The organism is Rhizobacter sp. P5_A1 (assembly GCF_056400745.1).
Window position 1 is genome coordinate 1 of sequence record NZ_JBFUKR010000029.1, and the last position, 13,290, is coordinate 13,290.

General features: G+C 70.3%; 12 protein-coding genes. 5 read left to right on the forward strand and 7 right to left on the reverse strand.

Annotated elements, in window-relative coordinates; all coding sequences use genetic code 11:
* Positions 1–112: 112 nt before the first annotated feature.
* From AC1DTW_RS23370 to AC1DTW_RS23385, 4 genes are all read right to left on the reverse strand, one after another.
* The gene (locus AC1DTW_RS23370) at positions 113–1,669 is read right to left on the reverse strand and encodes a polyamine aminopropyltransferase (protein ID WP_477983795.1); all 1,557 of its coding nucleotides are present in this window, start codon (positions 1,667–1,669) and stop codon (positions 113–115) included.
* 11 nt (positions 1,670–1,680) lie between these two features.
* Complete coding sequence (locus AC1DTW_RS23375) at positions 1,681–1,905, reverse strand: DUF350 domain-containing protein (RefSeq protein WP_477983796.1); 225 nt, start codon at positions 1,903–1,905, stop codon at positions 1,681–1,683.
* Between the two features lie 61 nt (positions 1,906–1,966).
* Entirely contained in the window at positions 1,967–3,571 is a 1,605-nt protein-coding gene (locus AC1DTW_RS23380) for a DUF4178 domain-containing protein (RefSeq protein ID WP_477983797.1), read from the reverse strand.
* A 12-nt stretch (positions 3,572–3,583) separates the two neighbouring features.
* Positions 3,584–4,621, reverse strand: a complete 1,038-nt coding sequence (locus AC1DTW_RS23385) for an SPFH domain-containing protein (protein WP_477983798.1) — start codon at positions 4,619–4,621, stop codon at positions 3,584–3,586.
* A 96-nt stretch (positions 4,622–4,717) separates the two neighbouring features.
* Between AC1DTW_RS23385 and AC1DTW_RS23390 the strand changes: the two genes are divergently transcribed.
* Positions 4,718–5,965 (forward strand): FAD-dependent monooxygenase, encoded by a 1,248-nt coding sequence (locus AC1DTW_RS23390; protein ID WP_477983799.1) that lies wholly within the window; start codon positions 4,718–4,720, stop codon positions 5,963–5,965.
* Positions 5,966–5,988: 23 nt separating this feature from the next.
* Here AC1DTW_RS23390 and AC1DTW_RS23395 read toward each other — a convergent pair whose 3' ends face one another.
* Entirely contained in the window at positions 5,989–6,300 is a 312-nt protein-coding gene (locus tag AC1DTW_RS23395; protein WP_477983800.1) for an acylphosphatase, read from the reverse strand.
* A gap of 91 nt (positions 6,301–6,391) precedes the next feature.
* Between AC1DTW_RS23395 and AC1DTW_RS23400 the strand changes: the two genes are divergently transcribed.
* The 3 genes from AC1DTW_RS23400 to AC1DTW_RS23410 all read left to right on the forward strand — a co-directional run bounded on the left by AC1DTW_RS23400 (position 6,392) and on the right by AC1DTW_RS23410 (position 8,220).
* Positions 6,392–7,225: a M90 family metallopeptidase gene (locus AC1DTW_RS23400; protein ID WP_477983801.1), complete on the forward strand. Its 834-nt coding sequence runs from the start codon at positions 6,392–6,394 to the stop codon at positions 7,223–7,225.
* 156 nt (positions 7,226–7,381) lie between these two features.
* Entirely contained in the window at positions 7,382–7,558 is a 177-nt protein-coding gene (locus tag AC1DTW_RS23405) for a hypothetical protein (protein ID WP_477983802.1), read from the forward strand.
* A gap of 296 nt (positions 7,559–7,854) precedes the next feature.
* Positions 7,855–8,220, forward strand: coding sequence for a PspC domain-containing protein (locus AC1DTW_RS23410; protein WP_477983803.1), 366 nt, complete (start codon positions 7,855–7,857; stop codon positions 8,218–8,220).
* 7 nt (positions 8,221–8,227) lie between these two features.
* Here AC1DTW_RS23410 and AC1DTW_RS23415 read toward each other — a convergent pair whose 3' ends face one another.
* Entirely contained in the window at positions 8,228–9,865 is a 1,638-nt protein-coding gene (locus AC1DTW_RS23415; protein ID WP_477983804.1) for an alpha-D-glucose phosphate-specific phosphoglucomutase, read from the reverse strand.
* A gap of 223 nt (positions 9,866–10,088) precedes the next feature.
* Between AC1DTW_RS23415 and AC1DTW_RS23420 the strand changes: the two genes are divergently transcribed.
* A complete protein-coding gene (locus AC1DTW_RS23420; protein WP_477983805.1) occupies positions 10,089–11,378 on the forward strand; it encodes a glycosyltransferase in 1,290 nt (429 codons plus the stop codon).
* On the opposite strand, the gene AC1DTW_RS23425 is transcribed toward AC1DTW_RS23420, so the two are convergent.
* Positions 11,336–13,261 carry an HAD-IIIC family phosphatase gene (locus tag AC1DTW_RS23425; protein WP_477983806.1) on the reverse strand — a complete coding sequence of 642 codons (1,926 nt, stop codon included), beginning with the start codon at positions 13,259–13,261 and terminating at the stop codon, positions 11,336–11,338. The genes AC1DTW_RS23420 and AC1DTW_RS23425 overlap by 43 nt on opposite strands.
* Positions 13,262–13,290: the final 29 nt, after the last annotated feature.

Sequence of the window (13,290 nt, forward strand, 5' to 3'; positions counted from 1 at the left end):
CGTTCGGCGTTCGCGCCGAGCCAGCCGCCGGCGTAGGCCGGCGCGGCGTCGCGGCTGCACGCCGCGAGCGGCGCGAGCGCGGCGCCGGCGAGCAAGGTGCGGCGATCCAGGGTCACTGGTGTACCTTGCCCCATTCCTCTTCGAAGGTCTGCACCAGCACCTGGTTCGACAGCCGGTTGACCTCGGTCGGCACGCGCGCCATGTCGAGCGGAAAGTTGAACAAGGTCGGCAGATCGGCCGGGCTCAGAAAGCGCAGGCCGTCGGGCAACGTGGTCGGCAGGCGATACGGCCGCCGGCTCGCGAGAATGAAGCCCCATTCGCCGAAGCTCGGCACGTGCGCGTGGTACGGCGTCGTCGCGAGGCCGGCGGCCTCGATCGTCGTCGCGACGGTCCAGAAGCTCTTGCGCGCGATCAGCGGCGAGGTGGTCTGCACGACCGCGTAACCGGACGCCGCGAGGTGCTGATCGATCAGCCGGTAGAAGCTCGTCGTGTAGAGCTTGCCGATCGAGAAGTTGGTCGGGTCGGGGAAGTCGATCACGACCACGTCGTAGTGGCCGTCGTCTTGCTCGAGCCACGCGAACGCATCGGCGTTGACGATCTTCAGCTTCGGCGATCGCAGTGCTTCGTGGTTCAGCTGACGCAACAACGGCTGGGTCGAGAACAGCTGCGTCATGCGCGGATCGAGCTCGACCAGCGTGACCTGCTCGACCGACGCGTACTTCAGGATCTCGCGCGCCGCCATGCCGTCGCCGCCGCCGAGCACCAGCACGCGCCTGGCGGCGCCGTGCGCGGCCATCGCCGGATGCACCAGCGCTTCGTGATAGCGATACTCGTCGCGCGAATGGAACTGCAGGTTGCCGTTCAGGAACAGCCGCACGCCCTGCGGGCTCGCGGTGACGACGACGCGCTGGTACTTCGTCGATTCGCTGAACAGCACGTGGTCCGCGTAGAAGCGGTCTTCGGCCCAGCTCGTGACCTGGTCCGCACCGGCGAACGCGCATCCCAGCGCCGCGACGGTCAGCGCGCAGGCGAGCGCATGCGCGCCAACGCGACGCAGTTCGCCGCGGAACAACCACAGCGCCCAGACCGCGACCGCCGCGTTCATCAGCCCGAAGAACGCGCCAGTGCGGATCAGCCCGAGCTGCGGCACCAGCAGCAGCGGGAACGCGATCGAGACCGCGAGCGCGCCGAGGTAGTCGAAGGTCAGCACCTGCGACACGAGGTTCTTGAAGCCGCCGTGCGGCTGACGCTTCAGGATGCGCATCACGAGCGGGATCTCCAGCCCGACCCCGATGCCGACCAGCAGCACCAGCGCATAGAGCGCGAAGCGAAACGCCGGGCTGCTCAGCGACTGCAGCGCGAACAGCGTCGCCGGCATCAGCCCACCGGCCAGGCCGACCAGCAGCTCGATGCGCAGGAAGTGCGCGACCAGCTGGCGCTCGAAGAAGCGCGACAGGTACGAGCCGACGCCCATCGCGAACAGGTAGGCGCCGATCACGGTCGAGAACTGCAGGATCGAGTCGCCCAGCAGGTAGCTCGCCAGCGTGCCGGCCGCGAGCTCGTAGACCAGGCCGCAGGCCGCGACGACGAAGACCGAAGCGAGCAGCGCGACCTCGGCCGGGCGGACCGGGGCGCGCGCTTCTGTGGGTGCGTTCAGAGCGTCAACCACCCGCGTGCGATTCAGCCATGCACCGCGGCCGCGACGATCAGCCCGATCGCGATGCACATCGCGCCGACGACGATCGCGAGCGCGACGTTCTTCTTCTCGATGATCTCGTCCCACAGCTTGTAGGGCGTCAGCTTGTCGACGATCACGAAGCAGATCCAGAAGATCGCCACGCCGATCAGCGCGTACAAGATCGAACCGGCGACGACGCCGGGCTTCAACCACTCGATTCCCATCATCGCAAACCTCCTGCTGTTGAGTTCATTGAATCGGCGACCTCGCCTCGACGAGCGAAGAGCTTCACTTGTGGCCCCCGCCGCTCGAGAAGCCGCCGAACGCGCCGCCGGCGCTGCCGTAGCCGCCGCCGCTGCGGTTGCTGTTCAGGCAATTCTGGTACTCGCTCGACGCCGCGCCGAAGGTCGCGCGCGTATCGTCGCAGTTGCCCGAGCCGGCACCGCCGCTTCCGCAGCGGAACAGCATCAGCAGCACGACGACGACGAAGCCCCAGAAGAAGATCTTCGCGAGCAGCGATGCACCGCTGAACGCGGTCGGCAGCGCATCGCGTTGCAGCGCCGCACTCGCGGCGGGCGCGAGCCTGAATGCCTTCATCACCGTGTCGGACGACAGCGTCTCGCCGCCTGACCAGACGACCTCCTGCGTGTCCCCGGCGCCCGTCTGCTCACGGTTCAGGCGCTTCGCCGCGGCCGCGCCGGTGCCCTGGTAGTCGGTGTTGAACGTGCGCTGATTCTGCGTGACCTGCCAGTAGAACTCGCCGAGCACGTAGGTGACCCTGCCGGTGTAGTCGTAGAGCTTGCGGTAGAGCACACCCTCGTGCTTCACGCCGTCGCCGGCGCGCTCGGGCACGCCGGTGATCGGGGCGGTCCAGCTCCAGCCGTCCTGCGCGTCGACGATGAACGCGAAGCCCTCGCTGCGCTGGTAGAGCAGGTACTCGCGCCAGAAGGTCTGGTCGTCATCGTCGCCGTTGTCAGGCACTTCGCAGCGCTCGGCGTAGCCGACCACCTGCCACGCCAGTTCCTTCCTGCCGAGCGCCAGCGTGCCGACGCTGCCGAGCGGGATCAGCGGCGGCGTGCCGTTGGCCTGTGCGTAGTGCTGCAGATCGCCGCCAACGCCCTTCGAGACATCGACGACCGCATGGCATTGGTGGCAGACGACCGACTGCGTCGTCGCGAGCTTGACTTCGAGCGACGCGCCGCAGCTCGGGCACTCGACCGTGCGGGCCTTCAGCGTCTTCTCGGCCGCCCCGGCCAGCCCGGTCATCGCGAGCTCGCTGATCGCGACCGAGCAGCCGATGGACCAGCGCGGCGCGGCCGGGTCGGCGTAGTCCAGCGTGCCGACTTCGCCGCGCGTGTTGCGCAGGTCGGAGACGACGAAGTCGCGCGCCAGGTTCGGCCCATACGGCAGCTCGCCCTGCGCGGCGATCAGCTTCGCGGCCGAGACCGACGCGACCGACCACGCCTGGCCCGCGACGACGACCGATGCGCCGGCCTTCAGGCCCGTCGCGCTCGGCGCGCCGCCATCGAGCGGTGCGTCGAACGCGATCACGTAGCGGCCGTTGTCCTCGCTGAGCCAGCCCGACTTGCCGCTGTCGAACAGCGCGTGCCACTCGTTCCAGGTGCCTTCGCGGTAGCGGTACTGGAGCCGGCCGACGAGCGTGAACGCGGCGCCCTGGTAGGTGCCGGCGGCGCCGAGCTGCAGCGGCGAATGGTCGTCGAACAGCTCCGCGCTCTCGCCGATCCTGCGCAGCGCGTCGCCCTCGCGCACGACCGTGCTCTTGCAGAAGCTGCAGACCGCGAAGCTTGAGGCGGCCGAGCGGAACTCGACCGGCGCGCCGCAGTTCGGGCACGCCGCGCGGTAGGCGCGCTGCGGTGGGGGTTCGGTCGCCAAGGAAGCTCGGGCTCAGACGAGCTTCTTCAGCAGCTCCGCCTTCTTCGCGTCGAACTCTTCCTGCGTCAGGATGCCCTTGGTCTTGAGTTCACCGAGCTTCTCGAGCGTGGCCATCACGTCTTCGGGCCTGACGCCCGCGGCGGCCGCAGCGGCCGGCGCCTCCGGCACAGGCGACTTCAGCCCCTGGCCGAGCTGCTGCGCCATCACCTGGCCGAGCGCGACGCCCGCGCCCAGGCCCATCGCGTCGCCGGCGATGCCGCCGCCCTGCCCTGCGCCTTCGGCGAACTTCGGGATCGCCTGCGCGGTCTGGTACTGCATGAACTTGCCCATGTCGCCGCCGACCATGCCCATGCCGATCTTCTGGTCGAGGATCTTCTGCAGTTCCTCGGGCAGCGAGACGTTCTGCATCGTCACGCTTTCGAGCTTCAGGCCGAGCGCCGCGAAGGACGGCGCGGTCGCCTCCATCAGCGCCTTCGCGAACTCGACCTGGTTCGCCGCCAGATCGAGGAACGCGACGCCGCTCGACGCGACCGCGTCCGAGATGTGCTGCAGCATCAGCCCGCGCAACTGGCCGTCGAGGTCGGCGACGGTGTAGCTGTCGCGCGTTCCCGAGATCTCGGTGTGGAACAGCTTCGGATCGGCAACGCGGTAGCTGTAGTTGCCGAACGCGCGCAGGCGCACCGCGCCGAAGTCCTTGTCGCGGATCGTCACCGGCTGGGTCGTGCCCCAGCGCTGGTCGACCTGCTGGCGCGTGCTGAAGAAATACACGTCGCTCTTGAACGGGCTCTTGAAGAGCTTGTCCCAGTTCTTCAGGTAGGTCAGGATCGGCAGCGTCGCGGTCGTCAGCGTGTAGCGGCCGGGCCCGAACGCATCGGCGATCTTGCCTTCGTTGACGAACACCGCGACCTGCGATTCGCGCACCGTCAGCGAGCCGCCGTTCTGGATCTCGCGGTCTTCCATCGGATAGCGCCAGGCGAGCGTGCCGTCGCCGGCCTCCATCCACTCCAGGATGTCGATGAACTGTTTCTTGATGAAATCCATCAGCGCCATGACTGCAAGCTCCTCGCGAAGAAGACCGGTCCATCCGGGTGCGGCGAATAATACGCCGGAGCTTTCCAATTCGACCCCCTCGCAAGGGTGTGCCCCATGAACGATGCGAACGATGCCATGCCCGTCCCGGCGGCCCTCCACATCGCGGTGATCGGTGCCGGCCCGGTGGGCCTCGCGCTGGCGCTGCAGGCCGCGCGTGCGCTGCCCGATTCGCAGGTCACGCTGTTCGACGCGCGCCCGGCCGACAAGGATGTTTCCGGCGACCCGCGCACGCTCGCGCTGTCGCTCGGCAGCGTGCAGCTGCTCGAGCGCCTGGGCGCCTGGCGCGCCGAGCTCGCGCAGCCGATCCTCGAGGTGCATGTGTCGCAGCAGCCGCCGGCGATGCTGCCGATCCTGGGCGACTGGTTCGGCGAGCCCGAGCTGCGCATCCGCGCGATCGACGAGGCGGTGCCGCTGCTCGGCGCGGTGCTGAGCTACGGCAGCATCACAGCCAAGTTGCAGAAGGTCTGGCTCGAGGCCGAGGCGGCCGAGCCGAAGCGCCTGCACGGCCGCTTCGGGCAGGCCGTGGCGGCGCTGAAGAACCTGGAGCGCGGCGTCGAGGTCGATGCCGGCATCGCCGAGCGCTTCGATCTCGCGATCGTCGCCGAGGGTGGCGTGTTCGCCGATGCGGCGCCGCGCGCGCCGGCGCTGCAGGATCGGCGTTCGACGATCCGCCACGACTACCGGCAGACCGCCTGGGTCGGCCAGGTGACGTTCGAGGCCACGGCCGGCAGGCCGAACGGCGTCGCGTTCGAGCGCTTCACGCGCCACGGCCCGGCGGCGCTGCTGCCGCTGAAGGGCGGCGGCGCCGGCCTGGTCTGGTGCGTCGCGAGTGCCGACGACCCGGTGCGCGGGCTCGACGACGCGCAGCGCGTGACGGTGCTGAACAGCATCTTCCACGCCGCCACCGGCCGCATCGCGTCGATCTCGCCGCTGAAGGATTTCGCGCTCGGCCTGAACGCCGAACGCACGCTGACCGACGGCCGCATCGTGCGCATCGGCAATGCCGCGCAGACCTTGCACCCGGTCGCCGGCCAGGGCCTGAACCTCGGGCTGCGCGACGCGTTCGAGCTGGTCCATTCGCTGTCGCGCAACCCGGACGTCGACGCGGTGCTGCGCAAGCTCGAGTGGCAGCGCGGCCCGGATCGCTGGGCGATGATCGCCGCGACCGATTTCCTCGCGCGCAGCTTCACCTGGAAGGTGCCCGGCGCCGGTGCCGCGCGCGGCCTCGGCCTCGCGGCGCTGCAGCGGCTCGGGCCGGTGAAGTCGGCGCTCGCGCGGCAGATGATGTTCGGGTCGCGATAGGGCCGGCGTCAGGCCGGCGTTCGCTACAGCGTCGCCAGGCGCTCGAACCCGTCGAAGCGCGCGAACGGCGGCGCGATGCGCGTGACCTCGAGCTCGGTGACGAGCGCGGCCGACATGCCCTCACGCATCCACTCGCACATCTGCTCGAGCTGTGGCGCCGCGCCCTGCAGCATCGCCTCGACGGAATCGTCAAGCCGGTTCCGGACCCAGCCTGTCACACCCAGCACCCGCGCGTGCTGCACGCAGGCGTCGCGGTAGCCGACGCCCTGCACCCTGCCGTGCGCGCGCACGAGCCAGCTCTCGATCGCGCCGGATTCGTCGCGCTGCGTTGCCATCCGCGCACTATGCCGCGATCGCGACCTCCTCGCAGGCCGTGGGCCCATGAGGCTGGCTTGAATTGACCCGCCGCGGGCCCACCTGCAACTCGTGAATCCTGCCTCCGTTCCCGCCTGGCCGATGCTCGCGCTGCTCGCCGCGGTGCTGCTCGGCAGTGCCGCCCTCGTGCTGCAGCCTCGGTGGCAGGCATGGCGGCGCGGGCGGGTGCGCGCGGAGCCATTCCCCGCGGCATGGCGGCAGATCCTGCGCCGGCGCGTGCCGGCGGTCGCTCGGCTGCCGAGCGACCTGCAACGCCGCCTGAAGCGCCACATCCAGGTGTTCATCGCCGAGAAGCCCTTCATCGGTTGCCAGGGCCAGCGCATCAGCGACGAGGTGCGCGTGACGATCGCCGCGCAGGCCTGCCTGCTGCTGCTCGGCGAGGCGCAGCCCGATTGCTACCCGCGCCTGCGCCAGATCCTCGTCTATCCCGAGCCCTTCGTCGTGCAGCGCGAACGCGCGCTCGGCGGCGGCGTGGTTCAGGAACAGCGCCACGCCCTGTCCGGCGAATCGTGGTCGCAAGGCCAGATCGTGCTGGCGTGGTCCGAGGTGCTGGCCGGTGCGGCTGATCCGGCCGATGGCCGCAACGTCGTGCTGCACGAATTCGCGCACCAGATCGATCAGGACAGTGGCACCGCCGACGGCCAGCCCTGGCGCGCGAGCGCCGCGCAGCGCCGGCGCTGGGCCGCGGTGATGGGCGCAGCGCTCGCGCAGCTGCGCGCGGCGCCGTCGCCGCTGCTCGATGCCTACGGCGCGAGCGACCCGGCCGAGTTCTTCGCGGTCGCGACCGAGGTGTTCTTCGAGCGCCCGCACGAGCTCGCCGCCGAAGCGCCGACGGTCTACCGCGAGCTCGCGGCGCTGTACGGCGTGCACCCGGCCGCGTGGTAGCGCGCAGCGACGGGCGCACCGCCCGTCCGCGCTGCCTGCAGCTCATGCGGAGCGGCGCGCGGTTCGTCGCAGCCCGGTTGGCGCGCGGCGGTGCCGCTCCTAGAGTTCGCTCCATCGCATCCCGCAACACCGCGCCACGAACCTCAGGAGCCCACCATGATCAGCCGCCTCACCGCTTTCGCCGCCGTCTTCTCGATCCTCGCCGCCGCCTCGCTGACCTATGTCTCCGCCGCGCCGCAGACCGTGCCTGCCGCATCCGCGAAGCCGGTGCGCGTCGTGCAGCTCGAGCATGTGGTCGTCACCGCGAAACGCCTGCCGCAGGCGACGATCTAGGGCCTGTTAACGCTATGGGAGGGCTCGCGTGACTCAGCAAACAGGCGCCCGCAAGGCGCAAAGCGCAGCCGTAGCTGCGGCTACGGCGAGCATTTGCAACGCGGCGGGCGCCTGTTTGCTGAGATCACCCGAAGGGCCGGGGTGCCGCAGGCCGCAGGGCCGCGTTGTGCGCTCGTTGTGTGCCGGAGGCACACGGCCTCGCGCACGCCTTGCCCTGCGGCCTGCGGCACCCCGGCGCGAGCCCTCCCATAGCGTTAACAGGCCCTGCCGCATCACCCCCGACCGGAGAGAAGACCATGTCGATGAGTGACGAACTCGGCCGCCTCGGCGAACTGCATCAGCGCGGCGTGCTCACCGACGATGAGTTCGCGCGCGCCAAGGCACGCGTGCTCGCCAACGGCAGCGCAGCCGCCCCCGGCGACGCACCGGCCATCGCCGCGATCAACGCGCTGCGCCGCAGCCGCGACGATGCCTGGCTCGGCGGCGTCTGCGGCGGCATCGCGCGCAGCACCGGCGCCGCCGCGTGGATCTGGCGCCTCGTGTTCGTGCTGCTCGCGCTGTGCGGCGGTACCGGCGTGCTGCTGTACCTGCTGATGTGGATGCTGGTGCCGCGCGAGGAAGCCCCGCCCGCCCACCGCTCGGGCGAGCTGCACCCGGGTTGAAGCAATCTCAGGTGATCACGGTCGGCGCATCGCGCCCGGTGCGTTCGCGGATGCCGGCGAGCTGGTCGGCCAGCGCGATCAGCGGCGCCAGCGCCGCCTGCGTCTCGACCGCGTGCTTCGCCGGATCGGGCTCGAAGCGTTCGAGGTAGACACGCAAGGTCGCGCCTTCGGTGCCGGTGCCCGACAGGCGGAACACGACGCGCGAGCCGCCGACGAGTCCGATGCGGATGCCCTGCGCACTGCTGATCGAGCCGTCGACCGGGTCGGTGTAGGCGAAGTCGTCGGCGCTCGCGATCGTCAGGCCGGCCAGCGTCTGGCCGGGCAGCGTCGGCAGCGCTTCGCGCAACCGCGCGATCAGGCCGTTCGCAGCCGAACTGTCGACGCCTTCGTAGTCGTGGCGCGAGTAATAGTTGCGGCCGTAGCTGCGCCAATGCTCGCGCACGATCTGCTCGACCGATTCACCGCGTGCCGCGACGATGTTGAGCCAGAACAGCACGGCCCAGATGCCGTCCTTCTCGCGCACGTGATCGGAGCCGGTGCCCGCGCTTTCCTCGCCGCACAGCGTGACCTGGCCGGCATCGAGCAGGTTGCCGAAGAACTTCCAGCCGGTCGGCGTTTCATGGCACGCGATGCCCAGCTTCTCGGCGACGCGATCGACCGCGGCACTGGTCGGCATCGAACGCGCGACACCGCGCAACCCGCCCGCGTAGCCGGGCACCAGCGTCGCGTTCGCGGCGAGCACCGCGAGGCTGTCGCTCGGCGTCACGACGAAGCGGCGGCCGACGATCATGTTGCGGTCGCCGTCGCCGTCGCTCGCGGCGCCGAAGTCTGGGCTGGCGTCGGCAGCGAACATGCGCCCGATCAGCGCGTCGGCGTAGGTCGGGTTCGGATCCGGGTGGCCGCCGCCGAAGTCGGGCAGCGGCACGCCGTTGATCACGCTCGCGGCCGGTGCGCCGAGGCGCCTGACGAAGATCTCGTGCGCATACGGGCCGGTGACCGCGTGCATCGCATCGAAGCACATGCTGAACCGGCCCGAGCGCAGCAGCGCGCCGATGCGCTCGAAGTTGAACAGCGTCGCGAGCAGGTCCGCGTGGTCGGCGACCGGGTCGATCACTTCGACCAGCATGCCGCCGAGCGTGCTGGCGCCGAGCGTGCCGAGATCGACATCGGGCGCGTCGAGCATCAGGTAGCGCTTGATCGCCTGCGTGTTCGCGTAGATCGCCTCGGTGATCTTCTCGGGCGCCGGGCCGCCGTTGCCGGTGTTGTACTTGATGCCGAAATCGCCGTCGGGGCCGCCCGGGTTGTGGCTCGCCGACAGGATGATGCCGCCGAAGGCCTGGTACTTGCGGATCACGCAGCTCGCCGCCGGCGTCGACAGGATGCCGTGCTGGCCGACCAGCACGCGACCGAAGCCGTTCGCCGCGGCCATGCGCACGATGGTCTGGATCGCGCGGTCGTTGAAGAAGCGGCCGTCGCCGCCGAGCACCAGCGTCTGCGCCTGAAAGCCCTCGAGCGCATCGAAGATCGACTGGACGAAGTTCTCCAGGTACGGCGATTGCCGGAACACCGCGACCTTCTTGCGCAGGCCAGAGGTGCCGGGGCGCTGGCCTGCGATCGCGTGGGTCGTTACGCTTGTGACGGTCATGCGGGTCTCCATGAGGCTTTCACATTGTGCTCGTTGCGCGTCCGCTGAAGCACCAGCCTTGGGCTGGATGAAACTTCAAGTTTCGAGCGGCCGCAGCGGGTTGCGCCGACGCGCGAATCGGGGCAAGGTCGATGTTTTGCGAACCATCGAGATCAACCCGGAATCCATGGCGAAAGATGACATCGTCCGACCCGAAGACCCGCCTGCGCGGCGTGGCCGCCGCATGAAGATCCTGCTGATCGCGACCCGACCGACCGATGCGCCGCTCACCGGTCGCAAGGCCGTGCTGCGCACGATCGTGCGCAGCTGCGAGGCGCTCGGGCACGCGGTCGACATCGCGGTGATCGGCCCGGCCGGCGCGAACCCGCACGTCACGCCGGTGCGCGCGCCGGGGATGCTCGCGGTCGCCGCCAACATCGCGCGCCATTTCGTGTTCGGGCGCAAGACGCTGAACGAGTGCCTGTACTGGAGCCGCCGCGCGCAGCGCCAGATCGCCCGGCTCGTCGCCGACGGCGGCCACGACCTGGTGGTCGCCGACATGGTCCGCACCGCACAGTACTGCCCGCCGCTGGGCGTGCCGTGGGTGCTCGACCTCGACGACCTGCTCTCCGACCGCTACGCGAGTTTCGCCGACACGCGCGATGGCCGCACGCTGCTCGGCTACTTCTCGGAGCGATTGCCGCGGCCGATGCGCCGCACTGCCGCGCTGCTGACGCGCCGCCTGCTGCTGCTCGAAGCACGCCGCATGGCCGCGCAGGAGACCTACTTCGCCGAGCGCGCCGACTCGGTCACGCTGGTCTCGCCGATCGAGGCGCGCAAGCTGTCGCGCCGGCTGCATCGCCCGGTGCACGACACCGCGATGAGCGTCGACCTGCCGCCGTCGCCCGCGCCCGAGCCCGGTGCCGACGGCCCTGAGCGCGCCGACCACGCGGTGGCATTCCTCGGCGGCCTCGACTATCAGCCGAATCTCGATGCCGTGACGCACTTCGTCGAGCACATTGCGCCCGGCCTGGCGCAGCGCGGCTGCCATGTCGCGCTGCACGTGATCGGCAATGCGCCGCCGGCGCTGCGCCCGGCCGATCCGTCCGACAGCACGGTCTACCTCGGCTATGTCGACGACCTCGCGGAAACGCTCGGCCACTACGCCATCTTCGTCGCGCCGATCGTCACCGGCGGCGGCGTCAAGGTGAAGGTGCTCGAGGCGATGGCGCACGGCCTCGCGGTCGTCGCGACCGAGCAGGCCGTGGCCGGCCTGGATGTGACGCCGAACCGCGAATGCATCGTCGCCGACGACCCGGAGCAGTTCGCCGCGGCGATCGACCGGCTCGACCACGATGCCGACGAGTGCGTGCGCCTCGGCCAGGCGGCGCGGCGTTTCGTCGGCGCACGCTTCTCGCGCCCGCTGCTGCAGGAGAAGTGGCGCGTGCTGGTCGCCGACGCGATCGCGCACGGTCAGGCGCACGCGCCCGATCAGGCCGCGGCCGCCGCCGCCGACCCGTACCCGACGCGCTGAACCGCGATCGGCAGCGCGACGAGCGCGGCATCGGCGACCGGCAGCGCCCACGCCGAGCCGCCGTCGGCGCCGCGTTCGAGCAGCGTGAAGCCGAGCTTCGCGTAGTGGTCTTCGACGAGCTTGTTCTTCTCGGTCGGCAGATAGCGGCCGAGCAAACGCCGCACGCCGGCCACACGCGCCTGCGCGACCAGCTCCTGCAGCAGCGCAGCCTCGACCTTGCGGCCGAGCACGCGGCAGCTCATCAGCCAGGTGTCGATCGCCCAGTCGGCCTGTTCGCGCCGGCAGATCAGCACGCTGATCATGCCGTTGTCGCCGAACGCGTCGGCGAGTCGCACCTGCAGGGCGAACGCGTCGGGATCGCGCTGCACCGCCGCGACCTCGGCCTCGGTGTAGCGGCGCGTCGTCAGGTTGAACTGGTTCGACTTGTTGATCAGCTGCGCGATGCGCGCGCGGCCGGTGTCGTCGAACGGCTGCAGCGTCATGCGCATGTCGAGCGAGGCCAGGTAGGCGTCGACATCGCCGGCCTGCTGCTGCAACGCGACGCGGCGCGCGTTGTCCTGGTAGAACGCGGCGCGCTGCCGGTCTTCGGCCGAGTACGTGATCGCCTCGAAGTAGCCGCCGGCGAGCAACGTGCGCACGTAGAGCGCCGGGTCGTCCGGCAGCTCGGGCACCGCGACCTGCGGCAGCATCTGGCGCACCAGCCCGCGCTCGACCGGGTTGTCGTCGAGAAAGACCATCGCATCCAGACCGAGCGACAGCTCTTCGGCGATCGCCTGGATGTTCGTGGCCTTGTCGTTCCAGTTGGCCTGGAACACCGCGATGTGGTCTTCGCGCAGCAGCATCTCGGGGTGCTCGCGAAACGGCCGGCGCGCGATCGCGTCGGTGTTCTTCGACGACACCGCAAGCACGACGCCGCGCTCGCGCAGCCCGAGCGCGGTGCGCTGCACGTGCAGGTGTGCCTCGCCGGTGGCATCGCCGGGGCCGATGACGATGCCCTCGAGCCCGTCGTCGCCGATCACGCCGCCCCAGACGGTGTTGTCGAGGTCGAGGATCAGGCACTTGCGACTGCGCCCGCGCAGCGCCGCGATCAATCGGCAGACATGGTCGGCGTACAGCGGCAGGAAGGTGCTGGCGAACGGCAGCTTCGCCATGTTCCACAGCGTCGGGTCGTGCCAGTCGCCCAGGCCGACGGTCTCGGCCAGTTGGGCGACATCGAACAGCAGGTCTTCGCTGCCGGCGACGCTGCGCGCGATGCCGCGGTTCAGCTCGTCGACGAGCTGGCGCGGCGTGCCGGGCAGCACGAAGTCGAAGCTGCCGAACGAGGTCTCGACCGGCCGCGGCAAGGTCTGCAGGATGCAGATCGCGCCGTGCTGGCGCAGGCCGTTGCGCACCGCGGCGAGGTGACCGAGCGCGGCATCGACGCTGCGCTGCGCGTCTTGTGCGTCGCCCGGTGCGGCCGCGAGCGGCAGGCCGCGGTGATCGATCGCGAGCAGCACGGCGTCGCAGCGTGCCTGGTTCACCGCCGAGCCGGGGTCGAGCGCGACCTGCATCGCCTGGTCGAAGTCGGCCTCGACGCATTCGAGCGCGATGCCGTGGCGTGCCGCGCTCGCGATCAGCGCCGGCACGATGAAGTGCGTCGTCGCGTTGCCGACGACGCCGAGCCGGAACGGCAGCAAGGGCGCGAGCGACGCGCCGCCGTCGCGGGCCTTCGCGATCGCCTTCGCGAGCCGGTTCAGCTGGTTCTCGTCGAGCCCGTGATTCGCCAGGCGCTGCGCGCGCCGGCCAAACTCGGCCGCATCGTCGGCGAGGCGCCGGCACTGCGCGGCGAAGTCGTCGGGCGGCGCGGGCAGCCAGCCGAGTTGCGCATAGAGAGCGTTGCTCATTGGGAAACCTCCGCGCTGCGCGCTGCGGT